The sequence below is a fragment of the Pseudomonas sp. A genome (genome assembly GCF_056270345.1).
Map to the genome: position 1 here is coordinate 2,625,888 of NZ_CM149873.1, position 26,647 is coordinate 2,652,534.

At 65.2% G+C, this 26,647-nt stretch carries 21 protein-coding genes; 8 read left to right on the plus strand and 13 right to left on the minus strand.

Annotation, left to right across the window (positions count from 1 at the left end):
- Window positions 1–9: 9 nt before the first annotated feature.
- The 3 genes from AC0MAZ_RS11965 to AC0MAZ_RS11975 all read right to left on the minus strand — a co-directional run bounded on the left by AC0MAZ_RS11965 (window position 10) and on the right by AC0MAZ_RS11975 (window position 3,326).
- A complete protein-coding gene (locus AC0MAZ_RS11965; protein ID WP_234561248.1) occupies window positions 10–1,221 on the minus strand; it encodes a nitrate/nitrite transporter in 1,212 nt (403 codons plus the stop codon).
- Between the two features lie 304 nt (window positions 1,222–1,525).
- The gene (locus AC0MAZ_RS11970; protein WP_203647484.1) at window positions 1,526–2,101 is read right to left on the minus strand and encodes an ANTAR domain-containing response regulator; all 576 of its coding nucleotides are present in this window, start codon (window positions 2,099–2,101) and stop codon (window positions 1,526–1,528) included.
- Between the two features lie 10 nt (window positions 2,102–2,111).
- Window positions 2,112–3,326: a CmpA/NrtA family ABC transporter substrate-binding protein gene (locus tag AC0MAZ_RS11975; protein WP_475861206.1), complete on the minus strand. Its 1,215-nt coding sequence runs from the start codon at window positions 3,324–3,326 to the stop codon at window positions 2,112–2,114.
- Window positions 3,327–3,452: 126 nt separating this feature from the next.
- Between AC0MAZ_RS11975 and AC0MAZ_RS11980 the strand changes: the two genes are divergently transcribed.
- Window positions 3,453–4,478: a quinone-dependent dihydroorotate dehydrogenase gene (locus tag AC0MAZ_RS11980; RefSeq protein ID WP_203647482.1), complete on the plus strand. Its 1,026-nt coding sequence runs from the start codon at window positions 3,453–3,455 to the stop codon at window positions 4,476–4,478.
- A 214-nt stretch (window positions 4,479–4,692) separates the two neighbouring features.
- On the opposite strand, the gene rmf is transcribed toward AC0MAZ_RS11980, so the two are convergent.
- Complete coding sequence (gene rmf, locus AC0MAZ_RS11985; RefSeq protein WP_232856030.1) at window positions 4,693–4,902, minus strand: ribosome modulation factor; 210 nt, start codon at window positions 4,900–4,902, stop codon at window positions 4,693–4,695.
- A 565-nt stretch (window positions 4,903–5,467) separates the two neighbouring features.
- On the opposite strand from rmf, the gene rlmKL reads away from it, so the two are divergent.
- Together rlmKL and AC0MAZ_RS11995 are read left to right on the plus strand one after the other, a co-directional pair.
- The gene (gene rlmKL / locus AC0MAZ_RS11990) at window positions 5,468–7,666 is read left to right on the plus strand and encodes a bifunctional 23S rRNA (guanine(2069)-N(7))-methyltransferase RlmK/23S rRNA (guanine(2445)-N(2))-methyltransferase RlmL (protein ID WP_475861209.1); all 2,199 of its coding nucleotides are present in this window, start codon (window positions 5,468–5,470) and stop codon (window positions 7,664–7,666) included.
- Between the two features lie 95 nt (window positions 7,667–7,761).
- Window positions 7,762–10,158: a sensor domain-containing diguanylate cyclase gene (locus AC0MAZ_RS11995; RefSeq protein ID WP_475861210.1), complete on the plus strand. Its 2,397-nt coding sequence runs from the start codon at window positions 7,762–7,764 to the stop codon at window positions 10,156–10,158.
- A gap of 889 nt (window positions 10,159–11,047) precedes the next feature.
- Here AC0MAZ_RS11995 and dacB read toward each other — a convergent pair.
- Complete coding sequence (gene dacB, locus AC0MAZ_RS12000) at window positions 11,048–12,511, minus strand: D-alanyl-D-alanine carboxypeptidase/D-alanyl-D-alanine endopeptidase (protein WP_186713715.1); 1,464 nt, start codon at window positions 12,509–12,511, stop codon at window positions 11,048–11,050.
- Window positions 12,512–12,697: 186 nt separating this feature from the next.
- On the opposite strand from dacB, the gene AC0MAZ_RS12005 reads away from it, so the two are divergent.
- Window positions 12,698–13,042, plus strand: a complete 345-nt coding sequence (locus AC0MAZ_RS12005; protein ID WP_050704800.1) for a YggL family protein — start codon at window positions 12,698–12,700, stop codon at window positions 13,040–13,042.
- Between the two features lie 30 nt (window positions 13,043–13,072).
- On the opposite strand, the gene AC0MAZ_RS12010 is transcribed toward AC0MAZ_RS12005, so the two are convergent.
- The 6 genes from AC0MAZ_RS12010 to AC0MAZ_RS12035 all read right to left on the minus strand — a co-directional run bounded on the left by AC0MAZ_RS12010 (window position 13,073) and on the right by AC0MAZ_RS12035 (window position 20,551).
- A complete protein-coding gene (locus tag AC0MAZ_RS12010; RefSeq protein ID WP_475861413.1) occupies window positions 13,073–16,699 on the minus strand; it encodes a transporter substrate-binding domain-containing protein in 3,627 nt (1,208 codons plus the stop codon).
- 7 nt (window positions 16,700–16,706) lie between these two features.
- A complete protein-coding gene (locus AC0MAZ_RS12015) occupies window positions 16,707–17,327 on the minus strand; it encodes a response regulator transcription factor (RefSeq protein ID WP_050704801.1) in 621 nt (206 codons plus the stop codon).
- Window positions 17,328–18,119: 792 nt separating this feature from the next.
- A complete protein-coding gene (locus AC0MAZ_RS12020) occupies window positions 18,120–19,451 on the minus strand; it encodes a deoxyguanosinetriphosphate triphosphohydrolase (protein WP_203647478.1) in 1,332 nt (443 codons plus the stop codon).
- Between the two features lie 78 nt (window positions 19,452–19,529).
- Window positions 19,530–19,859 (minus strand): hypothetical protein, encoded by a 330-nt coding sequence (locus AC0MAZ_RS12025; RefSeq protein ID WP_203647477.1) that lies wholly within the window; start codon window positions 19,857–19,859, stop codon window positions 19,530–19,532.
- Complete coding sequence (locus tag AC0MAZ_RS12030; RefSeq protein WP_203647476.1) at window positions 19,856–20,230, minus strand: phage holin family protein; 375 nt, start codon at window positions 20,228–20,230, stop codon at window positions 19,856–19,858. The genes AC0MAZ_RS12025 and AC0MAZ_RS12030 overlap by 4 nt, the downstream gene beginning before the upstream one ends.
- A gap of 9 nt (window positions 20,231–20,239) precedes the next feature.
- The gene (locus AC0MAZ_RS12035) at window positions 20,240–20,551 is read right to left on the minus strand and encodes an ElaB/YgaM/YqjD family protein (RefSeq protein WP_186713711.1); all 312 of its coding nucleotides are present in this window, start codon (window positions 20,549–20,551) and stop codon (window positions 20,240–20,242) included.
- A gap of 304 nt (window positions 20,552–20,855) precedes the next feature.
- Here AC0MAZ_RS12035 and AC0MAZ_RS12040 point away from each other — a divergent pair, with 304 nt between their 5' ends.
- The 4 genes from AC0MAZ_RS12040 to AC0MAZ_RS12055 all read left to right on the plus strand — a co-directional run bounded on the left by AC0MAZ_RS12040 (window position 20,856) and on the right by AC0MAZ_RS12055 (window position 23,685).
- Window positions 20,856–22,064: an ammonium transporter gene (locus AC0MAZ_RS12040; RefSeq protein ID WP_232856033.1), complete on the plus strand. Its 1,209-nt coding sequence runs from the start codon at window positions 20,856–20,858 to the stop codon at window positions 22,062–22,064.
- Window positions 22,065–22,136: 72 nt separating this feature from the next.
- Window positions 22,137–22,373, plus strand: a complete 237-nt coding sequence (locus AC0MAZ_RS12045) for a glutaredoxin family protein (RefSeq protein ID WP_050704806.1) — start codon at window positions 22,137–22,139, stop codon at window positions 22,371–22,373.
- Window positions 22,374–22,441: 68 nt separating this feature from the next.
- Window positions 22,442–22,750: a transcriptional regulator gene (locus AC0MAZ_RS12050; RefSeq protein WP_203647475.1), complete on the plus strand. Its 309-nt coding sequence runs from the start codon at window positions 22,442–22,444 to the stop codon at window positions 22,748–22,750.
- Window positions 22,751–22,800: 50 nt separating this feature from the next.
- Window positions 22,801–23,685, plus strand: a complete 885-nt coding sequence (locus AC0MAZ_RS12055) for a pseudouridine synthase (RefSeq protein ID WP_203652685.1) — start codon at window positions 22,801–22,803, stop codon at window positions 23,683–23,685.
- Window positions 23,686–23,909: 224 nt separating this feature from the next.
- Here AC0MAZ_RS12055 and AC0MAZ_RS12060 read toward each other — a convergent pair whose 3' ends face one another.
- On the minus strand, window positions 23,910–25,475 hold the full coding sequence (locus tag AC0MAZ_RS12060; protein ID WP_110738546.1) for a methyl-accepting chemotaxis protein: 1,566 nt from the start codon (window positions 25,473–25,475) through the stop codon (window positions 23,910–23,912).
- 200 nt (window positions 25,476–25,675) lie between these two features.
- Window positions 25,676–26,452 (minus strand): CPBP family intramembrane glutamic endopeptidase, encoded by a 777-nt coding sequence (locus AC0MAZ_RS12065; RefSeq protein WP_203647474.1) that lies wholly within the window; start codon window positions 26,450–26,452, stop codon window positions 25,676–25,678.
- Window positions 26,453–26,647: the final 195 nt, after the last annotated feature.

A 26,647-nucleotide genomic window follows, 5' to 3' on the forward strand; every position in this document is an offset into this window, starting at 1 on the left:
GGCGCGGCCTCAGACCCGCGCCGCCGTCACTGCCGCCGAGCCCCAGGTGGTGCGCCAGCGTTGCTTGACCCCGTGCAGACCGAACCAGGCCAGCAGGCCGAGGCTGGCGAACAGCCACAGGCCGAGCTGGTAGTCGCCGGTATGCTGCTTGATGGTGCCCAGGCCTGCGGCAAGCAGGAAGCCGCCGATGCCACCGGCCATACCGATCAGCCCGGTCATCACACCGATCTCCTGGCGAAAACGCTGTGGCACCAGCTGGAACACTGCGCCATTGCCGGCGCCCAATCCGAGCATGGCGCTGACGAACAGCGCCAGGGCCGCCGCCGCGCTGGGCAGGTTGAAGCCCACTGCGGCGATGCATACGGCGGCCACGCCGTACATCGCCAGCAGGGTGCGGATCCCGCCGAAGCGATCGGCCAGAGCACCGCCGAGTGGGCGCATCAGGCTGCCAGCGAACACGCAGGCGGCGGTGTAGTAGCCGGCGGTCACCGGGCTCAGCCCGTACTGGTCGCTGAAGTAGCCGGGCAGGGCACTGGCCAGGCCGATGAAGCCGCCGAAGGTCACGCTGTAGAAGAACATGAACCACCAGCTGTCGCGATCTCCCAGGGCCTTCAGGTAGTCGGCCATGGCCTTGGGCTTAGGCCGTTGCGGGGCATTGCGCGCCAGCAGGGCGAACAGCACAAGGGTCAGCAGCAAGGGCAGCACGGCGAAGCCGAACACATTGTTCCAGCCGAAGCCTGCCGCCAGCGCCGGGGCCAGCAGCGCGGCGAACACCGTGCCGGAGTTGCCGGCGCCGGCGATGCCCATGGCCTTGCCCTGGTGCTGGGGTGGATACCACTGCGAGGCCAGTGGCAGGGACACGGCGAACGAGGCCCCAGCGAAGCCGAGGAACACACCCAGCAGCAACGCCTGCTCGTAGCTGCGCACCCCCAGGTGCCAGGCGCAGGCCAGGGCGACGATCACGATGACCTGGCCGATCAGCCCGGCGGTCTTGGGTGACAGGCGATCGACCAGCAGGCCCATGGCGAAGCGCAGTACCGCGCCGGCGAGGATCGGCGTGGCCACCATCAGGCCCCGCTGTTGTGCGCTCAGTTGCAGGTCGGCGGCGATCTGCACCGCCAGGGGGCCGAGCAGGTACCAGACCATGAAGCTCAGGTCGAAATACAGGAAGGCGGCGAACAGCGTGGGCACATGCCCGGATTTCCAGAAGCTCGTATTCATCGAACACCTCGTTGGGCGCGGAAACGAAAAGACGCCGCTGCCCGGTCCATGGCTGTGGAGGGGCGAGCGACGTCTTTGTCAGGGTATGGGGGCAACCGCCGTTGGCTACCGGGGTTTTCAGAGCAAGAGGCGGGCCAATATCCAGTCTCGCGCGAACCCTGTAGGAGCGGCCTTGTGTCGCGAAAGGGCCGCAAAGCGGCCCCAGCGATCTTTATGTAAACCCTGAAATCTTGGGGCCGCTGCGCGCCCCTTTCGCGGCACAAGGCCGCTCCTACAGAGGGGCGTAACGTCGGTACGGATGGCGCTACCCCAGCATCTGCGACATGGCAATGATCTGTTCCGCCACCTGGATCAGCTTCTGCTGGCGGCTCATGGCCTGGCGGCGCATCAGGGTGTAGGCCTGTTCCTCGTTGCAGTCCTTCATCTTCATCAGCAGGCCCTTGGCCTGCTCGATGAGCTTGCGCTCGGCCAACTGCTGGTCGCGGGCCAGCAGTTGAGCCTTGAGCGCCTGGTCGCTTTCGAAGCGGGCCATGGCCACATCAAGGATCGGTTGCAGCCGCGTGGTCTGGATACCCTCGACGATGTAGGCGCTGACCCCGGCCTGGATCGCCTGGCGCATCACACCGGGGTCATGCTCGTCGGTGAACAGCACGATGGGACGCGGGCGGTCGCGGCTGACCAGCACCACCTGTTCCATCACGTCCCGGCCTGGTGACTCGGTATCGATCAGCACCACGTCCGGGTGCACCGTTTCGACACACGCGGGCAGGTCGATGCTCAGGCTGCTGGCCTCGATCACCTCGAAGCCGGCCTCGATCAGGGCGGCCTTGAGGCGGCCGACTTTTTTTTCCGTGTCGTCGATCAGCAGGATACGCAACATGGCTGGACCCTCAGCGATGGGCGCGGGCGTCAGGCGCCGCGTCCAGGGCGTGCAGTGCGAAGCTGCGCGCATAGCCATGGGGGTCGCTGCCGTCCCAGCGGCTGCCGTCGATCAGCAGGCTGCTGCGCATGGGCGGGTCGGCACAAGGTACGCCCAACGCCGTGGCGGCTTCGCGGTACAGCGTCAGCTGCTGCACCTGGCTGGCGACCGCCAGGTAGTCCGGGTCGTCACGCAGCAGGCCCCAGCGGCGGAACTGGGTCATGAACCACATGCCATCGGACAGGTACGGCAGGTTGGCCCGACCCTGGTCGAACAGGCGCAGGCCGTGGGGATCGTGCCAGCGATGGCCCAGGCCATCCTGGTAGTCGCCGATCAGGCGCGGCTCGATGCTGCCGACCGGGGAGCCCAGGTAGGCGCTGCCGCTGAGCAGTTGCGCCGTGCCACGGCGATTCTCCTGGCTCTGCTCGATGAAGCGTGCGGCGGCGAGTACCGACTTGATTAGCGCCCGGGTGCTGTTGGGGTACTGTTCGACGAAGCCGCGGGCACTGGCCAGGACCTTTTCCGGATGGTCGGGCCAGATCGACTGGCTGGTGGCCAGGGTGAAGCCCTGCCCCTTGGCGACGGCGTCCGCCGACCAGGGTTCGCCGACACAGAAGCCGTCGATGCGCCCGGCCTGCAGGTGGGCGGCCATCTGCGCAGGGGGCACCACCACGCTGGTCACGTCGCGCAGCGGGTGGATGCCCTGGCTGGCCAGCCAGTAGTAAAGCCACAGGGCATGGGTGCCAGTCGGAAAGGTCTGGGCGAACGTCAGTTGTGCGCCCTGTTGGTGCACCAGCCGCGCCAGTGCCTCGGGGCTGGTCACGCCCTTGCACTGCAGCGCGGGGGAGAGATTGATGGCCTGGGCGTTCTGGTTAAGGCCCATGAGCACGGCCAGGGGGCTGGCGGGCACGCCGCCGATGCCCAGGTGCACCGCGTACACCAGGCCATAGAGGCAATGGGCGGCGTCCAGTTCGCCACTGACCAGCTTGTCGCGCAGCCCGGCCCAGGAGGCCTGGCGGCGCAGGTTGAGGGTCAGGCCGAACTGCTGGGCGAAGCCCTGGGTGGCGGCGACCACCACCGAGGCGCAGTCGGTCAGGGCCATGAAACCGATGTCCAGGCTGGGCTTTTCCGGCGCGTCGCTGCCGTTGACCCAGGCCAGGGGCGTTGTCGGGAGGGCTGTGTTCACGAGAATCCTCGGGCGTTCGCGATTGACTGCATGCAACGGACTTAGCAACCCATGTGCCATTGCCCTGTCGCCCCGGCGACGCGCTGGCTATAATCGCCCCCTCACACACCGCGAGTCCGCCCGCCCATGTATACCCTGGCCCGCCAGCTGCTGTTCAAGCTCTCCCCGGAAACCTCCCACGACCTCTCGCTGGACCTGATCGGCGCCGGTGGCCGTCTCGGGCTCAACGGCCTGCTGTGCAAGCAGCCGGCGGCGTTGCCGGTAACGGTGATGGGCTTGAACTTCGCCAACCCGGTCGGCCTGGCCGCCGGCCTGGACAAGAACGGCGCGGCCATCGACGGCTTTGCCCAGCTGGGCTTCGGCTTTGTCGAGATCGGCACCGTGACGCCGCGCCCGCAGCCGGGCAACCCAAAGCCGCGGCTGTTCCGCTTGCCGGAGGCCACGGCCATCATCAACCGCATGGGTTTCAACAACCTGGGCGTCGACCACCTGCTGGCGCGGGTGCGTGCCGCGAAGTACACCGGCGTGTTGGGTATCAACATCGGCAAAAACTTCGACACCCCGGTCGAGCGGGCCCAGGACGACTACCTGATCTGCCTGGAGAAGGTCTACAACGACGCCAGCTACATCACCGTCAACGTCAGCTCGCCGAATACCCCCGGCCTGCGTTCGCTGCAGTTCGGCGATTCGCTCAAGCAACTGCTCGATGCCCTGGCCGAGCGCCGTGAGCAATTGGCGCAGGCAAACGGCAAGCGCGTACCGCTGGCGATCAAGATCGCGCCGGACATGAGTGACGAGGAGACCGCCCTGGTGGCGGCGGCGTTGGTCGAATCGGGGATGGATGCGGTGATCGCCACCAACACCACCCTGGGGCGCGAGGGCGTCGAAGGCCTGCCGTTCGGTGGCGAGGCTGGTGGTTTGTCGGGTGCGCCGGTGCTGGAAAAGAGCACTCACACGGTGAAAGTGCTCGCTGGTGAGCTGGGTGGCAAGCTGCCGATCATTGCGGCGGGCGGGATCACCGAGGGGCGTCATGCGGCCGAGAAGATCGCCGCAGGGGCGAGTCTGGTGCAGATCTATTCGGGCTTCATCTATAAAGGCCCGTCGCTGATTCGTGAAGCAGTGGATGCCATTGCCGCGATGCCGAAAGCATGAAATGAACCGGTAGCCGTGGGGGCGGGCTTGTCCCGCGATGGCGCCAGGACAAGTTGCCTGGGCGGACGCCATCGCGGGGCAAGCCCGCTCCCACGTTGCCCGCCGGATAGGATGAAAAAAAGGGCATAAAAAAGGGCCCCTTCAAAGGGGCCCCTGGGCCGCAGCCCGCCGCCCGGATAGGGCGCGCATGGTGACTCGAATTCAGTGTCCTCGTTCAGCCAAGTGCGTGGTTCTCGTTTCGGGTAGAAATGCCAGCGATGCCGGTCTCTGCATTCCAGTATGCTTCACGGCCGTTGCGCCAACCGTTCATCCAGTTTTGATGGCCAGCTGTACCTTCCTGTTTTGGGCACAGTTCTCGGGATTTACCTTGTATGCCGTAAAGAAAACCGCGTGCTTTTTCTTTCTCCTCGGAACTACGTTTCATTCTTTTTCCACTCATAAGGTATTGCCCTCACTTGTTGACTGAAATGTCCCGTCGGCCTCTCCGAGGCCGGGCAGAATCGTTCTGCCGAAGTGCACCCGCTGCTGGCGTGGCGGGTTGAAAGTGCCGCCCCGTTGCGGTGCGACCTGAGATCAGTTCTAACGAATGCAGGTCACAGTGTGAATGATCGATTTGTCATAAGGACGTAACCTTTCCGAAGGTGAGGGGATAAGTAAATAAATGCGACTCAACCTTGTTTGCCGTTGAGCCCGCTATGATCAGGGTTTACCCAACCTTGACGTCAATTGGCCAGCGTTGCTGGATGATGACAGTAATATTTGGTAATGCGACGAAGGGTCACATCTGAGCCCGACGTCCACGCAATTTTCATACTGCCCGACGATCAAAGCCTCTTTCGCCACCCGGCAAAGGCATGATCGACCGGGCGGCCAGGCCTGGCGAGCGTTTCGTCGGGCCACCCGGACGCCTGCTGGAAAGGCGTGCGGGCTAACAGCGGCAGCCGATGCGTCGGCTCGCCATCTACCTAGCCAAAGGCTCTGGATTGCACATGTCGGACCGTTTCGAACTTTACCTTACCTGCCCCAAGGGTCTTGAAGGCCTGCTCGCCGAGGAAGCCCGTCAACTGGGCCTGAACGAGGTGCGTGAGCACACCTCGGCCATTCGCGGCGACGCCGACATGGAAACCGCCTATCGCCTGTGCCTCTGGTCGCGCCTGGCTAACCGCGTGCTGCTGGTGCTCAAGCGCTTCTCGATGAAGAACGCCGACGACCTGTACGACGGCGTGAATGCCGTCGACTGGGCCGACCACCTGGCGGCTGATGGCACCTTGGCGGTGGAGTTCAGCGGCCATGGCTCAGGCATCGACAACACCCACTTCGGCGCGCTCAAGGTCAAGGATGCGATCGTCGACAAGCTGCGCAACCGCGAAGGCCTGCGCCCGTCGGTGGAGAAGGTCGACCCGGATGTGCGCGTGCACCTGCGCCTGGACCGTGGCGAGGCGATCCTTTCCCTCGACCTGTCCGGCCACAGCCTGCACCAGCGTGGCTATCGCTTGCAGCAGGGTGCTGCGCCCCTGAAGGAGAACCTGGCGGCGGCGGTGCTGATCCGCGCCGGCTGGCCACGTATCGCGGCCGAGGGCGGCGCCCTGGCCGACCCGATGTGCGGCGTGGGCACCTTCCTGGTCGAGGCGGCGATGATCGCCGCCGATATCGCTCCCAACCTCAAGCGCGAGCGCTGGGGCTTCAGCGCCTGGCTCGGCCATGTGCCGGCGCTGTGGCGCAAGGTCCACGACGAGGCCCAGGCCCGTACTCAAGCCGGCCTGGCCAAGCCGCCGCTGTGGATCCGCGGCTATGAGGCCGACCCACGGTTGATCCAGCCGGGGCGCAACAACGTTGAGCGCGCGGGCCTGGGCGACTGGGTGAAGATCTACCAGGGCGAGGTGGCCAGTTTCGAGCCGCGTCCGGACCAGAACCAGAAAGGCCTGGTGATCAGCAACCCGCCCTACGGCGAGCGCCTGGGCGACGAAGCCAGCCTGCTGTACCTCTACCAGAACCTCGGCGAGCGCCTGCGCCAGGCCTGCATGGGCTGGGAAGCGGCGGTGTTCACCGGCGCGCCGGAGCTGGGCAAGCGCATGGGCATCCGCAGCCACAAGCAATACGCCTTCTGGAACGGCGCGTTGCCGTGCAAGCTGTTGCTGTTCAAGGTCCAGCCCGACCAGTTCGTCACCGGTGATCGTCGTTCGGCCCAGGCCGAGGCGGCTGAGGGCGAGCCTCGTCGCCAGGCCCCGGTGGCCAGCGAGCCGGCGCGCCTGTCGGAAGGCGCGCAGATGTTCGCCAACCGCCTGCAGAAGAACTTCAAGCAGCTGGGCAAGTGGGCCCGCCGCGAGAAGGTCGATTGCTACCGTGTGTACGATGCCGACATGCCCGAGTACGCCCTGGCAGTGGACCTGTACCACGACTGGGTGCACGTGCAGGAGTACGCCGCGCCGCGTTCGATTGATCCGGACAAGGCCCAGGCGCGCCTGCTCGACGCGCTGAGCGCGATTCCCCAGGCCCTGGGCGTCGATCCGCAGCGTGTGGTGCTCAAGCGCCGGGAGCGCCAGAGCGGCACCCGCCAGTACGAGCGCCAGGCCACCGAAGGGCGCTTCCAGGAGGTCAACGAAGGCGGCGTCAAGCTGCTGGTCAACCTCACCGACTACCTGGATACCGGGCTGTTCCTCGATCACCGGCCGATGCGCATGCGCATCCAGCGCGAGGCGGCGGGCAAGCGCGTCCTCAACCTGTTCTGCTACACCGCCACGGCCACCGTGCACGCAGCCAAGGGCGGCGCGCGCAGCACCACCAGCGTGGACCTGTCGAAGACCTACCTGGACTGGGCCCGGCGCAACCTGTCGCTCAACGGTTTCTCCGAGCGCAACCGCCTGGAGCAGGGCGATGTCATGGCCTGGCTGGAGAACGCCCAGGACAGCTACGACCTGATCTTCATCGACCCGCCGACCTTCTCCAACTCCAAGCGCATGGAAGGGGTATTCGATGTGCAGCGCGACCATGTGCAACTGCTCGACCTGGCCATGGCGCGCCTGGCCCCGGGGGGTGTGCTGTACTTCTCCAACAACTTCCGCAAGTTCCAGCTCGACGAGCATTTGGCCGCGCGCTACGTAGTGGAGGAGATCAGTGCCCAGACCCTGGACCCGGACTTCGCCCGCAACAATCGTATCCACCGCGCCTGGCAGCTGCGTCTGCGCTGAGCCGACGAGGTACGTGGCACGCCTGCTGGCCAGTGGCTATAACTCAGGACAGGGCGGGACAATACGCAGGACGCTGACCTTGGTTGGAGTCCTCTATGTCGAACCCGGGCGTACCTGCAAAGCGGCTTGGCCTGCTCGGCGACGAGTTGTCGGCCTGGGGCGTGGCCCTGGCGGCGCTGGTCGCCGGGGCGTTGCTCACGGCCGCCCTGGCGATCGCCACCCAGACCTTCTACCAGCAGCAACTGCGCCAGCGCTTCGAGCTGCTGGCCAGTGAGCGCTACAGCCGCATCGCCGAGCGTTTCGAGGAGCAGGAGCAACGCCTGGATGGCTTGCGCCGGTTCTTCGCCTATTCCACTGAAATCACCCCCCGCGAGTTCGATGGCTACGCACGTCCCTTGCTGCACCGCACCCAGGCTTACTCCTGGGCACCGCGGGTAGCGGCCGCGCAGCGCGAGGACTTCGAGCGGCGCGCCAGTGCCTGGCTGGGCCAGCCCTATCAGATCCGCGACCTGGACGCCCAGGGCGATTGGCAGGCCGCGCCTGCGCGTGATCACTACTATCCGGTGCTGTACACCCAGGCGGCGAGTCGCCAGGCCCAGCCCTACGGCTTCGACCTGGGTGGGCAGCCGCTGCGCGCCGCGACCTTGGCCCGGGCCGCCAGCCCCGGCAGCATGGCGGTGTCGGCGCCGCTGGACATGATCAACGTCGAACCGACTTATACCCGTGGCCTGCTGATAGTCGCCCCGGTGTTCGCCGATGAAGCGTCTGTGGGCGATCCCCTTCGAGGGTACGTCATGGCCTTGCTGAGCCTGCATCAGCTGATCGCCGAGAGCCTGCCGACGGTGGCTGACGACAACCTGGTGGTGCGCATCCTCGACCTGTCCACAGAGGGTGGTCACGAGGTGCTGTTCGACTCAGGGATGCCGCCGGCGCGCATGGGCTTTGCCAGCAGTCACCTGCTGCACCTGGCGGACCACCACTACCAGCTCGACATTCGTCCCAGCCAGGGCTTTCTCGCCGCCAACCGCTCGTCGGCGGTGCCGGTGGTGGCGTTGCTCGGTGGCCTGCTCAGTGTCTTGCTGGCGCTGCTGCTGTACAGCCTGTTCAGCCAGCGCCAGCGTGCCCTGGGCCTGGTGGCCCGGCGTACCGCCGAGCTGCGTATCAGCGAGCAGTCATTGCGCGAGACCCACAACCAGTTGCGCAGCGTGCTTGATGCCGCGACCCAGGTGGCGATCATCGCCACCAGCCTGCGCGGGGTGATCGGCACGTTCAACGCGGGCGCCGAGCGCATGCTGGGCTATTCGGCCGGCGAAGCGCTGGGCCAGCTGCGCCTTGAGGACCTGGTCTTGCCCGAGGAGCTGCGCCAGCGGGCCCATGCCTTGAGCGTGCGCTTCGGGCGCGAGGTTGGCGCGGGCCAGGCGATGTTCGCCGAGACGGTGCAGGAGGGCGGCGCGGAGCCGGCGGACTGGACCCTGGTGCGCAAGGATGGCAGCCACCTGCTGGCCAACATGCTGGTGACGGCGGTGCTGGACGAGCAGGGGTTATGGGTGGGCTATCTGGCGATCTGCATCGATGTCACCGAGCGGCGCCGGGTGCACGAAGCCCTGGCGGCCCGCGACCGGCTGTTGGAAAAACTCAGCGCCGAGGTGCCTGGCGGGATCTACCAGTATCGCCTGGACGCCGATGGTCATTCCTGTTTCCCCTACGCCAGCCAAGGTCTGCACGACATCTACGAGGTGGACCTGGCAGTGCTGCGCGAGGACGCCGCGGCGGTGTTCGAACGTATCCACCCGGACGACCTGGAGCGAGTGCGGCGCTCGGTGCGTTACTCCGCCGAGTACCTGACGCCGTGGCGGGAGGAGTACCGGGTGTGCCTGCCGCGGGCGGGGTTGCGCTGGGTGCGTGGGGAGGCGACGCCGGAGGTCGGCGAGCACGGCAGCACGCTCTGGCATGGTTACCTGACCGATATCTCGGACCTCAAGCGGGTGGAGGAGGAGCTGCGGGCGCTGTCGGTGACCGATGCGCTGACCGGGATCTACAACCGGCGGTATTTCCAGGAGCGGCTGCGCAACGAACTGGATCGGGCGCAGCGGGATGGGTTGGACCTGGCGGTGATCATGCTGGATATCGATCACTTCAAGCGGATCAACGATCAATACGGGCATGCGGTGGGGGATCATGTGCTGCGCAGCCTGTGCCAGCGGATCGGGCAGCGGTTGCGGCGGACCGATGTGTTTTGTCGGTTGGGGGGGGAGGAGTTCATGGTGTTGTGTCCGGGGAGTAATGCCGAGCAGGCGCGGATGTTGGCGCAGGAGTTGTGGCAGGGGGTGCGCAGTGTGCCGGTCGAGGGGGTGGGGCGGGTGACGGCGAGTTTTGGGGTGGCGGGGTGGCGGGTTGGGGAAGGGGCGGATGCGTTGTTGTTGCGGGCGGATGCTGGGGTTTATGTGGCCAAGCAGGGGGGGAGGGATCGGGTTGAGGGGGAGTTGTCTTGAGTTGAGTTTGGTCTGTTGTTTGGTTGTTTGGTTGTTTGGTTGTTTTAGTTGGTGTTGAGAGTTGTATGCGTATTCATTTGTGATGTCGACGCTTATTCACCTTTCCGCCCTTACGGCGGGTTACTTTGGTCTTGGCCAAAGTAACCAAAGCCGTTGCGCTCCATTCATCCGGCCCTACGCTTCGCTCCGGGTCCCCTCACTCCGGCCTTGCTCCCGGGAGGACCGCGCTGCAGGGCCCATCCTGGGCCCCAGCGCTTGACGGGCATCCATGCCCGTCACCTCCCTGCGCAAGACCTCCGTTCGGCCTCCTGAAGTCGCGAAGTTACGGGCGGCGCCTGGGCTGGCGCAGCTGTCGCTAGCTGAAACTTAATTTATCTTTCTATTGTATCGCGGGGCAAGCCCGCTCCCACGCAATAGTCGTCGTTATATAGATCTCTGTAGGAGCGGGCTTGCCCCGCGAAAGGGCCGGAACAGCCAATATATAACTAACTGTCAAATAACTAACTTCGCATCTCTTGCTCTTGCTCTTGCTCTTGCCCTTGCTTCTAAGCGCGCAATAGTTCAGGCAACACCAATTGCGACTTCAGGAGGCCGAGCGGAGTTCTTGCGGAGGGAGGTGACGGCCATGGATGGCCGTCAAGCGCTGCGCCCCAGGATGGGGCGTTCAGCGCGGTCCTCCCGGGAGCAAGAACGGAGCGAGGGGACCCCGGAGCGAAGCGTAGGGGCCGGATGAATGGAGCGAGCGGTTTTTGCCTACTTTTGCCCAAGAGCAAAAGTAGGTCGCCGTAAGGGCGAAAAGGTGACTATGCGTCACCATCGCCAATGAATGCGCTTACAACCCTCAAAACCAGCACCTTAAAGCCAAGGCCAAGCCCCAACCCCACTCAAATCAAGGCATCACCCCAACAGTCCCATTCCCTGCCTTAGGCTGCCGATAAAGATCCAGCAACACTTGGTCGAGAACCTGCGAAGCCCCCCAAGGCTTGGGATCATTGAGAATGGCCGCCACCGCCCAGGTGTGCCCGTTGCTGTCCCGGCTGAACCCGGCAATCGCCCGCACGGTATTCAGGGTCCCGGTCTTGATGTGCCCTTCGCCCGTCATGGCCGTGCGCTTGAGCCGCTTGCGCATGGTGCCGTCCATCCCCACCAGCGGCATCGAGCTGATGAACTCCGCCGCGTAAGGGCTCTTCCAGGCCGCCTGCAACAGCGCCGCCATCTCGCGGGTGCTGACCCGCTCGGCGCGGGACAGCCCCGAGCCGTTCTCCATCACCAGGTGCGGCGAGGTGATGCCTTTCTTCGCCATCCACTGACGCACCACACGCTGGGCGGCACGGGCATCGTCGCCGTCGGCGTCGGTGCGGAACTGCGCGCCAAGGCTCAGGAACAGCTGCTGGGCCATGGTGTTGTTGCTGTACTTGTTGATGTCGCGGATCACTTCCACCAGGTCCGGCGAGAAGGCGCGGGCCAGCAGGCGGGCGCTCTTGGGCACGTTTTCGATGCGATCGCGACCCTGGATGCTGCCGCCCAGCTCGTTCCAGATCGCCCGCACGGCACCGGCCGCGTAGGTCGGGTGGTCCAGCAGCGACAGATAGGTCTGCGAGTTGCAGCCGTCGGCGAGCTGGCCACTGACCGTGACGCTGACACCGTCCGGCTGGACTACCGGGTTGTAGCGCACCTCTCCGGTGCACTGCTTGCCGGCCACGGCCTTGACCTGGTTGTCGATGCGGATGCTGGCGATCGGCGGCTCGACCGAGACGTTGACCTTGCCACCGTCGTTGCGGGCAACGAAGCGCAAAGCCTTGAGGTTGACCAGCAGCGAGTCCGGCTTGACCAGGAAAGGCTTGTTCTCGTCGCCGCCGTCGTCATCGAACTGCGGCAAGTTGGGCTGCACGAAATGGCTACGGTCCAGGACCAGGTCGCCGGTCACGGTACGAACGCCATTGGCGCGCAGGTCGCGCATCAGCAGCCAGAGTTTCTCCATGTTCAGCTTGGGGTCGCCGCCACCCTTGAGGTACAGGTTGCCGTTAAGCACGCCGTTGCTCAGGGTGCCGTCGGTGTAGAACTCGGTTTTCCATTGGAAAGTGGGGCCCAGCAGTTCCAGCGCGGCGTAGGTGGTGACCAGCTTCATGGTCGAGGCCGGGTTGACCGACACATCGGCGTTGAACACGGTCGCCGTGCCCGGGCCGTCCAGCGGCAGCATGACCAGCGACAGGGCCGAATCCTGCAGCTTGTTGGTCTTGAGCGCCTGCTGCACCTTAGGTGGCAGGCTGGTGTTGACGGCGGCGGCCTGCACGGACAGCGACAGGGGCAGGAACAGGCCGGCGAGCAGCAGAGGGCGGAGCGTCTTGATCATAAATGGACAAACCCTGCAGGCGAGGGGAAAAGACAACGGGGCTGTAGGAAGTGATGGCCCCAGGACAAAATGTAGTGCGCATTATGCCCCAAGCAGCACGAGCATGGGCCTCATTCGACGGAAAAGCGCCGCTAGGCGCCGGAAACTGGTAAAGTGCCGCGCGTAATTAATTGAGAGGATTGTTTCATGGCTACCAACCGTTCCCGTCGTCTGCGCAAGAAACTGTGCGTGGACGAATTCCAGGAGCTGGGTTTCGAACTGAACCTGGGCTTCAAGGAAGACCTGTCCGATGAAGCCATCGATGCCTTCCTCGACGCCTTCCTGGCTGAAGCCATGGATGCCAACGGCCTGGACTACGTCGGTGGCGACGACTTCGGCCTGGTTTGCAAGGCCACCCGTGGTTCGGTCAACGAAGAACAGCGCGCCGCTGTCGAAGCCTGGCTCAAGGGCCGCAGCGAACTGACCAATATCGAAGTCAGCCCGCTGCTGGACGCCTGGTACCCGGAAAAACCGGTCAACCCGGCTTCCTGATGAATGGCGGCGGTACGCCTTGTACCGCCCTCATCCGACCTCGGCCAGGTGCTCCCGTTGCCTGGCCAGGGCTTTCTCCACGCGGCGCATGTGCCGCGCCAGCGCCTGACGGCGCCGTTTCAGTTCAGCCTGGGGCAAGTCCGTCACCTCCAGCGCCTCGCACGCCTCGATCAAAGCCTGAGCATCCAGCATCCGTCCCGCGCTGAGGATCTTGTGTGCCTGTAATGCCAGCTCGCCGCCCTCGCGTTGCGGGTCGATGGCCATCAGCGCCTGCAGGTCCTGGCGCAGGCTCAGCAGCAGGGTGTCGAGGATGCGGTCGCGGTCGGCGAGGTTGTCGCCAACGATCGCCGACAGGCCATCGAGATCGAACCGCACGGCGGGCGTATGGTGCTCGTCTTCCTGGTAGGCAATCCGTGCAAGGGCCTTCAACCGCTGCCCCAGCACCTGCAGGCCGATGGGCTTGAGCAGGCAATCGTCCATGCCTGCATCCAGGCATTGCTGGCGCACCTCGGGCTGGGCGTTGGCGGTGTAGCCGAGGATGGTGCAGCGTGGCCGGTTGCGCAGTTGCTCCTCCAGGCGCACGGTCCTGGCCAGTTCGAAGCCATTCATCAGCGGCATGTTGCAGTCGACGATGAGTATATCGAAGCAACCCTCGCGCCACTTGCGCAGCCCTTCGCGTCCATCTTCGGCGCTTTCCTGACCAAGGCCCAGGTAGTTCAGTTGCTGTGCCATCAGCAACAGGTTGGCCGGGTGGTCGTCGATCACCAGGATGCGCAGCTGCTGGTCCGGTTGCGGGATTTCCGTGGGCGATCGGGGCTGGGGCGTGACCGGATCGACGCATTGCAGCGGCATCACCAGACGGACCCGGGTACCGACACCCTGCAGGCTCTGCAGGGTGAGCTCGCCGCCCATCATCGTGCACAGGTCGCGGCTGATGACCAGTCCTAACCCGGTGCCGGCCCTGGCGCCGTCGCTGTAGGGGTTGGCCTGCACGAAGGGGGAGAACAGGCGTTGCAGGTCTTGCTCGTGGATCCCGATACCGCTGTCGCGCACCTCCAGGTCGAGCGTCGGCATGGCAGGTTCGCCATCGTTGCGCAACCTGGCGGTGATGCGCACTTGCCCCTGTTCGGTGAACTTGATCGCATTGCTCACCAGGTTCGACAGCACCTGCTTGAACCGTAGCGGATCGAGCATGGCGTGGCAGCGGGCCTCGGGAGCAATCACCACGTCCAGCACCAGGCCCTTGTGCCGGGCCAGGCCGTCGAATACGCGGCCGACCGACTCGACCAGGGCCGCAAGGTCGACTGCTTCGGGGACCAGGGACATCTGTCCGGACTCGATCCGGGCGATATCCAGGATGTCGCCGATCAGCCCCAGTAGGTCACTGGCCGAATGATGGGCGACCTCCAGCGCAGGGCGGTCCAGCTTGCCCTGGTCGGCGCGCTTGAGGGCCAGTTCCAGCATGCCGATGAGGGCGTTCATCGGCGTGCGGATCTCATGGCTGATGGTGGCCAGGAAGGTGCTCTTGGCCCGATTGGCGTCATCGGCCTGTTGCTTGGCCAGGCGCAGGTCCTGGACCAGATTGCGGCGCTCGCTGATATCGATCCAGCCACCGATGATGCCCTGCATCTCGCCCACCGAGTCGCGGTAGGGCAGGATCCAGTGATAGATCGTCAGCTCGCGGTCCCGCAGGCGCAGGGGGCGATCGAGGATCAAGGGTTTGCCCTGGGCCATCACCCGCTGGTAGTCGTCCTGGACCTGGCGGGTATAGTCGCAGTCGCTGAAGGGGGCCTCGTCCAGGCTCTTGCCCAGGACTTCCTCGAGACTGGCGCCGACGGCCTGCAGGTAGCTGTCGTTGCAGCTTTGCAGCCGTCCGTCACGGTCGCGAACATACATCGGATGAGGCGTGCCATTGAGCAGCGCACCCATGAATTCCAGTTGGTCGTTGAGCGCTCGTTCGGCCCGCTGACGCTGCTTGATCTGACGGCGCAGCCGGGCGTTCCACACCAGTGCGAGGACCAGCAGCACCGCAATGCCACCCGCCACCTGAAGGATCAGCCGGCGGTAGCTGCGCCAGTAGGCGTCGTCACGCAGGCCATGGTCGCGCCAGCGGCTGTTGATCACCCCCAGTTCCTCCGGCGAAATGCTCAACAGAGCCTTGTCGAGGATCGCCGCCAGCTCGCTGGCCCCGGCGGCGGTCGCCATGGTGAAGGCTGCCGGTTCCGTGCCCACCGTGCTGCGGATCACCAGGTTGTTGCTGGTGGCGAGCATGTGGTTGGCGTCGATCAGGGTGGCGATTGCCGCATCCACCGCGCCGCTGCCGAGCAGCACCATGGAGTAGTAGGTGCTTTCGGTGGCGACCTGGTGAATCCGTGGGTGACGTGCCGCGAGCAGGGCGGCCACGCTGCTGTCGCGTGGCACGGCGACGCGCTTGCCCTTGAGTTGCTTGAGGTTGCTGGGCTGGTCTTTGCCGGTGTGGCTGACCAGCACGTAGGCGCTTTCGAGGTAGGGCCGGCTGACCTGCAGCGGGCTGCCGCGACGGGCGTCGGTGGAGAGGCTGGCGATGATATCGGCGCGACCGGACTCGAGCTGGTCGACCATGTCGCCATCGCCGCTGGCGCGCCGGATCTCGAAGCGCAGGCCGGTGCGCAGGCGGATGAGTTCTAGCAGGTCGGCGACGATGCCACGCAGGCGGTCATTGTTGTCGAAGAAGGTCAGGGGCGCGGCGGTGTCGTTGACCACCACGCGCATGATCGGATGTTCGCTCAGCCACTGTTCCTCGCGCGCCGACAACTGCAGCTTGCGATCGGTCAGCAGGCTACCGCTGCTGGCACTCCAGCGCTTGAAGATATCGTTGCGGGTGGTGTTGGGCTGGGCGTCGAGGGCGGCGTCCACCAGGGACTGGAGGGTGAGTGCGTCCTCGCGCATGGCGAAGCTGAAGCCCACGGCTTCGTGCTTGCCGAAATTGGCCATGCGCAGGTGCGGCAGGTGCCCCTGGCTGATCAGGTAGTGGGTGGAAATGGTATCGCCGATGAACACGTCGGCCTGCTCGAAGGCCACGGCATTCAGCGCCTGGGTGGACGATTCGAAGGTAAGCAGCTCGGCCTTGGGGTAGTTGGCGTGAATCTCCCCGGGCGGCAGGTAGTGATACAGCATGCTCAGGCGCATGCCCGTCAGGCCCGTGTCCAGCGCCCGGGTTTCATCCTCGCGGGTCACCAGCACCGGTTGGTCGATGGCGTAGGGCCGCGACAGCGCCAGGCCCTGGGTCACCGCTTCATAGCCGTTGGCGCTGCCCAGCAGGTCGATATGCCCACTCTTGAGCGCCGCGACCGCCGCCGGCCGGCTGGGAAAGCGCTGCACCCGCACCGGCAGGCCCAGGGCGCTGCCGATCAGGCCGGCGTAGTCGGCCGTCAGCCCCTGGTACTCGCGCCCGCCCGTGGCGATATCGAACGGCGGGTAGTCAGGGGCCGAGGTGCCCAGCACCAGTTCCCGGCGCTGCGCGAGCCAGTCGCGCTGGGCCGGTGTCAGGCTGGGCTGGACCGATGCCGGCGCTGAACGGCTGAGCAGGGTATAGGTTCGCCCCGTGTCGACGGTCACGCCGGCACCTTGCAGCGGCATGCCCAGGCACAGCAGCGATGTAACGATGCACCTCCACATCATGACCTCAGACCAGCGCGTTGCGTTTGGCGACGTCGATCAATTCCACCAAAGTGCTGGCGCGCAACTTGTGCATGAGACGTTTCTTGTAAGTGCTGACGGTCTTGTTGCTGAGAAACATGCCCTTGGCAATCTCCTTGTTGCTGCGCCCCTGGGCAAAAAGTTGCAGGACCATGAGTTCCCGATCATTGACCTGGCGGAACAGTTCCAGCTCCTGGTTGCTGCCCGTCGGCGGTGGATTGAGCGCCTGGCTGGGGAAATAGTTGTACCCGGACAGCACGGCCTTGATCGCGCTGAGCAGTTCGCTGAGGTCTTCCTGCTTGCACACGTACCCGGCCGCGCCGGAGTGCATGCAGCGCACGGCGAACAGTGCCGGCGATTGGGCTGTGAGCACCAGGACCTTCAGCGGGATGGCCATGGCCTGCAGGCGCGAGAGCATCTCCAGGCCGTCGAGCTTGGGAATGCTGATGTCGAGGATGACCAGGTCCGGCGGGGTCTCGCGGATCAACTGCATGGCGTCCACGCCGTTGTCCGATTCCCCGACCACCTTGTATCCCTGGTTTTCCAGCAACATCCGTATCGCCAAACGTATGACGGGATGGTCATCAACTATAAAGACTGAGTGCATATTCAACATTCCATGCGGCGCGTGAAGGCAGCCGGCACATTAGCTCAGTTGAATGTCGACGGGCAGGGAAGTGGCTGCCAAAACCGGGATATAGGAATTTACTTACAGTGTTGGCGAAACATTGCTACGAGTGATGTAGATATTGACAGGGATTTGTCAGGGTTTGATCGTTTTGGTGGGGTTGCGTAGTGAGCGTGTTTATTGGGAATCAATATTGCGTGGGAAATTTCATGCGTATTAAACGTCAGTCGTTTCAAGGATGTTTGGGCGCGAGGTTCTTGACCGGGTGAGGGCCACCAGGTGTCCGCCGCGATCCATGCAGCGCCTATGAGATCGAGCGCCGCCCGCGCGGCGCATCGCGGCACAAGGCCGCTCACACTGGCATAGCGCGTGGCTTGAGGGCCGCGCGGTCGCTGTGGGAGCGGCTTCAGCCGCGAACACCGGCGCAGCCGGTGCCAGGCACCGCGTCGTCTGCTTCGCGGGTAAACCCGCTCCCACAGGGATCGCGCCAGATTCTAGAAATTGAGCAAGACAGTTGCTCCCACATCTGTTTCGGGCCAATTATTCCTGTGAATGAGACGGCGCCCGCCTTGGTGCATGCCTCAAGTCCTGCGGGGCGGCATTGGTGTCCATGCTGAAATTGCGTCGGGCCAACAAGGCGGACCAGGTAATGGCACAGGATTGACTGGCCCGAAACAGATGTGGGAGCGGCCTTGCGTCGCGATGCGCCGCGCGGGCGGCGCTCGATCTCATAGGCGCCGAAAGCTTCGCGCCGAACACCCCGTCATCCCCTCACTTCGGACTGGACCGCCCGGTCATTTCCAGGGCCATTTCGCTGGCGTAGCTGTCGGTCATCCCGGCGATGAAGTCGATCATGCGCAGGAAGGCGTCGTGCAGCGAACCATGCGGGTCGGGGGCGTTGTTGCCGATCAGGTCCAGCACCCGCCGGCTCTTGAACGACGGGGTACGCCCGCCATGCTGTTCCAGCGCCGCGCCACAGAAGGTATTGAGCAGGATCTCCAGGGTCGTGTAGGCGCCGATCTCGTGCAGGGTCTTGCGCTTGTCCTGGAAGATCTTCTTGCGCGCCATGTCCTTGGCCTGCAGTACGCAGCGTTGCGCCGGGCCATGCATGTGCTCGACCAGGTCACCCGCCAGGCTGCCGGCGAGCAGGGCCTGCTGCTGTTCGACGAAGGCCTGGGCGGCGGCATTGGTCAGGTGCTCGATGGCCTTGCCGCGCAGGATCGCCAGCTTGCGCCGACGTGATTCGCCGGGCCCCAGCAGGCGATAGGTTTCCGGCAGGTCATCGCCCACCAGGTCCAGCAGCAGCGCCTCGACCTCGGCGTATTGCAGCAGGTCCATCTCCAGCCCATCCTCGAGGTCGATCAGGGCGTAGCAGATGTCGTCCGCGGCCTCCATCAGGTACACCAGGGGGTGACGGGCCCAGCGCTGGTGCTCCAGCTGCGGCAGGCCGAGCTTGCCGGCGATCTGCTCAAGCAGCCCCAGTTCGCTCTGGTAGCAGCCGAACTTGTGCTTCTTGTAGCCCAGGGCGTCGGCGTGGCGTGCCGCCCATGGGTACTTGAGGTAGGCGCCAAGGGTGGCATAGGTCAGGCGCATGCCGCCGTCGAACTGGTGGTATTCGAGCTGGGTGAGCACGCGAAAGCCCTGGGCATTGCCTTCGAAGTTGAGGAAATCGGTGCGTTGATCGTCGCTCATGTCGTCCAGCCAGCCGCGCCCGGCGGCCTGCTGGAACCAGTGACGGATGGCGTCCTCGCCGGAATGGCCGAACGGCGGGTTGCCGATGTCGTGGGCCAGGCAGGCCGATTGCACGATCATTCCCAGATCGCTGGGTTCGCACCAGTCCGGCAGTTGCTCGCGCAGGGTCTCGCCGACGCGCATGCCCAGCGAGCGGCCGACGCAGCTGACCTCCAGGGAGTGGGTCAGGCGGGTGTGGATATGGTCGTTGCTGGATACGGGGTGCACCTGGGTCTTGCGCCCCAGGCGGCGGAAGGCGCCGGAGAAGATGATGCGGTCGTGGTCCTTGTGGAACGGGCTGCGGCCGAGTTCCTCGGGGCTGTAGAGGGCCTTGCCCAGTCGTTCGCGGGTCAGCAGGGTGTGCCAGTCCAAGGCGTGATCTCCCATCGTAGAGTCGGGATAGCTTCCTGCGTCCGGCGCGCCCGCGCAAGCGTCGGACGCGCCTTGGCCTCAGGGGCGGCGGCTGTTGCCGAGGAACAGGCGGATCAGCGGTACCAGGCTGGTGCCCAGGCGCACCAGGCGCGCCAGGTTGCCGCTGCGCACGCCCTTGCCGGTGAGAAAACCCAGGGCGACGACGGCGCCGATCCCCCACAGCGAGCCGTGCTTGACCCCAAGGCCCTCGCCGAACGAGCCGCCCATGCCGCGCAGGCGGCGGACCGGTTCGAGCAACTGGCCGGACTCGTGGCGGATTTCCTGGCGGTGCATTTCCATGCGCAGGCGCAGCAGCGCCTTGCGCAGCTCACGGGGGTTACGGGTGTTGGGCAGTTCGGGCAGGCTCATGGCAGCAGGCGCTCCCGATCCTTGGCCAACTCCTCGAGGGTGGCATTGAACGGCGAGGATTCATCGAACACCGCGGCTTTCAGGCGCAGGCCGCAGTACAGCGCGGCGAGTCCGTAGAACACGCACAGGCCGATGATCCCGGCCAGTCGGTAACTGTCCCACAGCAGCACCAGCACCAGGCCCGACAGCGCGGTCAGCAGCAGCAGGGCGAACACCAGGGCCAGACCTGCGAACAACAGCAGACTGAGGGTGCGGGCCTTCTGCTCCTGCAACTCGATGCCGAACAGCTCGATATGGCTGTGCAGCAGGCCCAATATGGCCGCACCCAGGCGCCGGCCGGAGGCGCCCGTGCCGATGGCGTCGTTGTCCATGCCGGCTCCTCAGCGCTTGGCCAGCAGGCCGATCAGCAGGCCGACGCCGGCGGCGATGCCGATGGCCTGCCACGGGTTCTCCTGCACGTACTCCTCGGCGCTGCCAAGGGCCGCCTGGCCGCGAGCGCGCACCGAATCCTGGGTCAACTGCAGGGTCTCGCGGGCCTGCACCAGGCGTTCGTGGATCTGCTCGCGCAGTTCGTCGGCCTGGTCGCCGGCCAGGTTGGCGGTGTCGGCGAGCAGCTTCTCGGTATCGCGGACCAGGGCCTGGAAGTCAGCCATCAATATTTCCTGTGCAGTCTTTGCCGATTTGCTGGCCATGGATGGGCCTCTCCCTGTGGATGTGTACTGGTTATTTCGAGTGATCGGTGGCGCGGAAGGTTCAGCGGGATGTGTTGGTACAGCGCTTGCTAAAAAGCGGTGCGTGTCCGCCGAGGCTTGCGCCGAAACCATGCGCCAGCGCCGCGGATACCGCTAAACCTTAACCCAATCCACGACAAACCCAAGAAAAAACCACGCAGGCGCCACCCGGTTCACCGAAACGGGGCAGGGGCCTGGCACCGATCCGGTGCATGGATGCCGGTTCTTGAACTGTCCTGGTGCCTTTTTGCAGGTCTGCCACTTCATGGAAAACATGCACAGCGCGATGGACTCCCTGGTCCATGGCTCCAACACCTTGTTCATCCTCATGGGCGCGATCCTGGTCCTGGCCATGCACGCGGGGTTCGCCTTTCTCGAGGTCGGCACGGTGCGGCACAAGAACCAGGTCAACGCCCTGTCGAAGATCCTCAGCGACTTCGCCGTCTCGGCCCTGGTGTATTTTTTCATCGGCTACTGGATCGCTTATGGCGTGAGTTTCCTGCAACCGGCGGCGACGCTGGCCAGCGATCACGGCTATGCGCTGGTCAAGTGTTTCTTCCTGCTGACCTTCGCCGCGGCCATTCCGGCGATCATCTCCGGCGGTATCGCCGAGCGCGCGCGCTTTGCGCCGCAACTGTGCGCGACGGCGTTGATCGTGGCGTTCATCTACCCGTTCTTCGAAGGCGTGGTGTGGAATGGCAACTTTGGCCTGCAGGCCTGGTTGCAGGCGCGTTTCGGCGCGCCGTTCCATGATTTTGCCGGATCCGTGGTGGTACACGCCATGGGCGGCTGGCTGGCGCTGGCGGCGGTGTTGCTGCTCGGCGCGCGCCGTGGCCGCTACCGCGACGGGCGCCTGGTGGCGTTCGCGCCGTCAAGCATTCCGTTCCTGGCGCTGGGCTCGTGGATCCTGATCATCGGCTGGTTCGGCTTCAACGTCATGAGCGCGCAGACCCTGCAGGGGGTGAGCGGGCTGGTGGCGATCAACTCGCTGATGGCCATGGTCGGCGGCACGCTGTCGGCCCTGCTGGCCGGGCGTAACGACCCGGGCTTTCTGCACAACGGCCCGTTGGCCGGCCTGGTGGCGGTGTGCGCGGGCTCCGACCTGATGCACCCGGTGGGCGCGCTGGTCACCGGGCTGGTGGCCGGTGGCCTGTTCGTCTGGTGCTTCACTGCCGCGCAGAACCGCTGGAAGATCGACGACGTGCTGGGGGTATGGCCCTTGCACGGCGTGTGTGGCATCTGGGGCGGCATTGCCTGCGGCGTGTTCGGCCAGGCGGCCCTGGGTGGCCTGGGCGGCGTCAGCCTGGTCAGCCAGCTGCTGGGGAGCCTGGCGGGTGTGCTGGTGGCGTTGGTCGGCGGTTTTGCCGTGTATGGCTTGATCAAGGCGCTGCATGGCCTGCGCCTGAGCCACGAGGAGGAGTTCCAGGGCGCGGACCTGGCCGTGCACCGGATCGGCGCCACCAGCCAGGATTGAGCCAGGTCAGGTGCGCGTTGGCGGGGACGGACCTAGAATGAGCATCCATTCATGCGAATTACGGATGTCTGCATGCTCCCTGAAACCCAGTTGTTCGGCACCGTGGGGTGCCACCTGTGTGAAGTGGCCGAGGCCGTGCTGATGCCGTTCGTCGAGCACGGCCTGCTGGTCGAGCTGGTCGATATCGCCGACAGCGAGGCGCTGTTCGAACGCTACGGGCTGAGCATCCCGGTGCTGCGCCGTTGCGATACCGGCGCCGAGCTGGGCTGGCCGTTCGATGCCGAGCAGGTGGTGGCCTTCCTCGGCTGAGTCGCGCATTGACGAGCGGGTGGCTCGCTCCGTATGCTGTATATAAATACAGTATCCGTGGTGAAGCCATGCTCAATGTCGAGCAACTCAAGTACAGCGTCAATCACATGGCTCCCGAGCGTGTGTGCGAGGCCGTGCTGGAATTGCGCCTCGACGGCATCGTCACCGACGAACGCACGCCGTTCGGCAAGGTGCATTTCAACACCTGCTTTGCCGAGATCGAGGCGCTGTTCCAGCGCGCCGGCTTCCACCGTCCGCTGGACGTGGTGGGCTACCAGGGCCTGAGCTACGCCCTCTACGATCCGGGGCGCTGGGACGCGGTGCAGGTGCTGCGCTGGCTCAAGGCGCGCTGCGAGCCGGCCAGCGAGGCTGGTTGAGGGGCAGGGGGTAGGAGATAATGTCCGCCCACGTAGAACCGAGCCCGATGATGACCACGCCTTTCGACCCCGCCCACCAGCAAGCCAGTACCGTATGCCTGCCTCCGGGGCCCTGGGCAAACGTGCTCGACTGCCTGTGCGATCACTTCAAGGGCATCGCGCGTGAGCAGTGGCTTGACCGCTTCGCCCGGGGCCGGGTGCTGAATGCCGACGGCCAGCCTATTGCGGCGGATACGCTCTATCGGCGGGGCATGCGCTTGCACTATTTTCGTGAAGTGCCCAACGAGAAGGTGATCCCGGTGCAGGAAGAAATCCTGCATGTCGACGAGCACCTGGTGGTGGCGGACAAGCCGCACTTCCTACCCGTCACGCCCACCGGCGAGTACGTCGAACAGACGCTGCTGCGCCGGCTCATCCGGCGCCTGGACAACCCGCACCTGGTGCCGCTGCACCGCATCGACCGGCACACCGCCGGGCTGGTGCTGTTTTCCGCCAACCCGCAAAGCCGTGGCGCCTATCAGCGCCTGTTCCCCGAGCGGCGCATCGACAAGCACTACCAGGCCATCGCCGCGGCCATGCCGCAGCATGACTACCCGCTGGTGCACCGCAGCCGTCTGGTGCATGGCGAGCCGTTCTTCCGCATGCATGAAGTGGAAGGGGCCGACAACAGCGAAACCCACGCCTGTGTGCTGGAGAAGAATGGCGAGCTGTGGCGCTATGGCCTGTCACCGGTCACCGGCAAGACCCATCAGTTGCGGGTGCATATGGCGGCGTTGGGCGCGGGGATCTGCAACGATCCTTTTTATCCGCAGCTGGTCAACGAACAGGATGATTACGCGCGGCCACTCAAGCTGCTGGCCCACAGCCTGCGCTTCGAGGATCCGTTGACGGGTGAGGTGCGTTATTTCGAGAGCCGCTTGAAGTTGGATTGGTAAAGGCCAGTCCCACATCTTCGCCCGGCGCTGTCTTGGGCAAATGTCTCAAGCTGGCGCGATCCCTGTGGGAGCGGGCTTGCCCGCGAACCGGCGCAGCCGGTGCCAGGCACCGCGTCGCTTGCTTCGCGGGTAAACCCGCTCCCACAGGCATGGGGCATGGCTTGAGGCCGGCACCGCCGCTGTAGGCGCCAGCACGGCTGGCGCCTACAGTCTGTCACCGCTGGTCAGCGGTTGAAGCGTTCCACCAGCGAGTACTGGGTACCCGCCGTGCTGGTCAGCTCTTCGCTGAGCAGCGCCGAGCGCTGGGCCTGGCCGGAGGTCTGGTCGGCCAGGTCGGCGATGGTGCTGATGTTGCGGCTGATCTCCTCGGCCACCGCGGACTGCTCCTCGGTGGCGGCGGCGATCTGGGTGGCCATGTCGGTGATATTGGCCACCGCCTCGCTGATACCCACCAGCGCCTGGTCGGCCTCCATCACCCGCTCGACGCCTTCCTGGGCCTGGCGGTGGCCGGTTTCCATGGTCTGCACCGCGTTGTTGGCGGTCTGCTGCAGCTTGGCGATCAGGGTGTGGATCTGCCCGGTGGATTCGGCGGTGCGCTGGGCCAGCTGACGGACCTCGTCGGCCACCACGGCAAAGCCGCGGCCCATCTCGCCGGCACGTGCCGCTTCGATGGCGGCGTTGAGCGCCAGCAGGTTGGTCTGGTCGGCAATGCCCTTGATCACATCGACCACGCCGCCGATCTCGTCGCTGTCCTTGGCCAGCTGGGTGACGGTCAGCCCGGTCTCGCCCACGGCGGCGGACAGCCGCTCGATGGCGTCACGGGTCTCGCCGGCGATGTTGCGGCCCTGGCTGGTCAGGCGATTGGCTTCCTGGGTGGCGTCGGCGGTGCGCTGGACATGGTTGGCCACTTCCTGGGTGGTGGCGGCCATCTGGTTGACGGCGGCGGCGACCTGCTCGGTCTCCACCCGCTGGCGCTCCAGGCCCGAAGAGCTCTGGTGGGCCAAGGCGTCGGACTGGCGGGCCTGGTCGCTGAGCTGCTCGGCGCTGTCCTGCAGGCGGGTCAGGCAGGTCTTCATCCGTGCGTCCTGGCTGAGCATGGCCATTTCCAGGCGCGCCTGGACGCCGCGGCTGTCGGTGTACATCTGCGCGATCAGCGGGTCGGAGGTGGTCTGTTCGGCCAGGCGCAGCAGGCGCTTGAGGCCGCGCTGCTGCCAGCTCAGGCCGAGCAGGCCGAGCGGCACCGACAGGCCGGCGGCCAGGGCGAAGCCCCAGGAATGGCCGAGCCAGTTGCCGATCAGGAAGCCGATCTGGCTGACCAGGATGAACGGCAGCCAGTCCTGCAGCACCGGCAGCCACTTGTCGCGTTTCGGGATGGCCGAGCGGCCCTGGTTGATGCGCTGGTACAGCGCTTCGGCGCGGCGGATCTGCTCGGCGGTGGGCTTGACCCGCACCGACTCGTAGCCGACCACCTGGTTGCTGTCGAAGATCGGCGTGACGTAGGCGTTGACCCAGTAATGGTCGCCCGACTTGCAGCGGTTCTTGACGATGCCCATCCACGGCAGGCCTTGCTTGAGGGTCTGCCACATGTGGGCGAACACGGCCGGCGGCACATCGGGGTGGCGCACCAGATTGTGCGGCGCCCCCATCAGGTCCTCGCGGGAAAAACCGCTGATCTCGATGAAGGCATCGTTGCAGTAGGTGATCACGCCCTTGGCGTTGGTGGTGGAGATCAACCGCTGCTGGGCAGGGAAAGTCCGTTCTCTCTGGGTAATCGGCTGGTTGTTACGCATTGGCTGTTCAATCCGCAAGGCTTTCGACGGGTATCGGCAAGCCTCTGGTTTTATTGAATGAATATTTAACTGGCTTGATCTGGGGCAAGGTGCCATCAGTGCGGCTGAGCTAATGCAGCCCACCTGATCGCAGCCGTTGCCGCCAATATTGCAGTTTTCTTTATAAATAATGACGATCAGGTCTGATCATGACCGATTGTTCAATTCGGGGCCAGCATCGGGTAGCTGAAAGCGGCGAAGTGCGCCAGGTTGACGCAGGTGTGGCACAGCACCGCCGCCGCCAGCCCGCCATGGCGATAGGCCAGACCATACCCCACCCCGGCCAGGGTGGCCAGGTAGAACCATTGCCAGCCACCGGCCAGGTGGGCGAGGCCGAACAACAGCGCGGCCACCAGCAACGCCAGCCCTTCATGCCTGAACAGACGTTGCAGGCCGCCCTGGATATAGCCACGGAACAACAGTTCTTCGGTCAGGCTCACCAACAGCAGGTTGTTCAGCAGCCACAGCCAGGCCTGGTCGGGCCATTTCGGTGCCCAGGCGACCATGCCCAGTGCCCAGGCGCCGCCCAGGCAGGCGAGCAGGGTCAATGGCAGGGTCAGTGCCAGGCCGGGCAGCAGGCCGCGTGGGCGCAGCATCACCAGCCACGGGCAGGCCAGCAGCAACCACAGACCGATCAGAGGCTTGTCCAGGTTGAGGTACAGGGAGAAGGGCACGGCGCCGTCGCTGAGCACGGCCTTGTCGATCACTTTGGCGCTGTGGAAGCCGGGCAGCCAGTGCAGGGCCAGGGCGAGGGCGAGCAGGATGAACAGCAAGTGGCCGAGGCTTTGTTGCCAGCGTACCGGACGGCGGGCGAGCAGTGCGCTGCACAGCAGGGCGAGCAAGGCGGGCAGGGCGGCGAGGCCGAGGCTGCCGTAGGTCAGGGCGATTGCATAGCCGAGGGCGAGCAGGAGCAGGGCGATCCAGTGGGGAAGAGGCATGACATTTCCTTAGTGCCGGTGAATCCGAGGAGGGTAGGACTTACCCCATGGCCTTCAGGACACTTGGATGTTTACGCGCTTGGGCGGGTAATGCCGGGACCGCTTTGCGGTCCTTTCGCGGCACAAGGCCGCTCCTACAAGAGATCGCGTTCCCCTGTAGGAGCGGCCTTGTGCCGCGAAAGGGCTGCGAAGCCA

Bases quoted from the DNA above. Each gene is read 5' to 3' on its own strand.
- rmf (WP_232856030.1), bottom strand. From the start codon at position 4,902: ATGAAACGTAGTTCCGAGGAGAAAGAAAAAGCACGCGGTTTTCTTTAC.
- AC0MAZ_RS12010 (WP_475861413.1), bottom strand. From the start codon at position 16,699: ATGTGGAGGTGCATCGTTACATCGCTGCTGTGCCTGGGCATGCCGCTG.
- AC0MAZ_RS12060 (WP_110738546.1), bottom strand. From the start codon at position 25,475: ATGCGTAACAACCAGCCGATTACCCAGAGAGAACGGACTTTCCCTGCC.
- AC0MAZ_RS11965 (WP_234561248.1), bottom strand. From the start codon at position 1,221: ATGAATACGAGCTTCTGGAAATCCGGGCATGTGCCCACGCTGTTCGCC.
- AC0MAZ_RS12015 (WP_050704801.1), bottom strand. From the start codon at position 17,327: ATGCACTCAGTCTTTATAGTTGATGACCATCCCGTCATACGTTTGGCG.
- AC0MAZ_RS12025 (WP_203647477.1), bottom strand. From the start codon at position 19,859: ATGAGCCTGCCCGAACTGCCCAACACCCGTAACCCCCGTGAGCTGCGC.
- dacB (WP_186713715.1), bottom strand. From the start codon at position 12,511: ATGATCAAGACGCTCCGCCCTCTGCTGCTCGCCGGCCTGTTCCTGCCC.
- AC0MAZ_RS11970 (WP_203647484.1), bottom strand. From the start codon at position 2,101: ATGTTGCGTATCCTGCTGATCGACGACACGGAAAAAAAAGTCGGCCGC.
- AC0MAZ_RS12065 (WP_203647474.1), bottom strand. From the start codon at position 26,452: ATGCCTCTTCCCCACTGGATCGCCCTGCTCCTGCTCGCCCTCGGCTAT.
- AC0MAZ_RS12055 (WP_203652685.1), top strand. From the start codon at position 22,801: ATGACCACGCCTTTCGACCCCGCCCACCAGCAAGCCAGTACCGTATGC.
- AC0MAZ_RS11995 (WP_475861210.1), top strand. From the start codon at position 7,762: ATGTCGAACCCGGGCGTACCTGCAAAGCGGCTTGGCCTGCTCGGCGAC.
- AC0MAZ_RS12030 (WP_203647476.1), bottom strand. From the start codon at position 20,230: ATGGACAACGACGCCATCGGCACGGGCGCCTCCGGCCGGCGCCTGGGT.
- rlmKL (WP_475861209.1), top strand. From the start codon at position 5,468: ATGTCGGACCGTTTCGAACTTTACCTTACCTGCCCCAAGGGTCTTGAA.
- AC0MAZ_RS12050 (WP_203647475.1), top strand. From the start codon at position 22,442: ATGCTCAATGTCGAGCAACTCAAGTACAGCGTCAATCACATGGCTCCC.
- AC0MAZ_RS12035 (WP_186713711.1), bottom strand. From the start codon at position 20,551: ATGGCCAGCAAATCGGCAAAGACTGCACAGGAAATATTGATGGCTGAC.
- AC0MAZ_RS11980 (WP_203647482.1), top strand. From the start codon at position 3,453: ATGTATACCCTGGCCCGCCAGCTGCTGTTCAAGCTCTCCCCGGAAACC.
- AC0MAZ_RS12005 (WP_050704800.1), top strand. From the start codon at position 12,698: ATGGCTACCAACCGTTCCCGTCGTCTGCGCAAGAAACTGTGCGTGGAC.
- AC0MAZ_RS12040 (WP_232856033.1), top strand. From the start codon at position 20,856: ATGGAAAACATGCACAGCGCGATGGACTCCCTGGTCCATGGCTCCAAC.
- AC0MAZ_RS12045 (WP_050704806.1), top strand. From the start codon at position 22,137: ATGCTCCCTGAAACCCAGTTGTTCGGCACCGTGGGGTGCCACCTGTGT.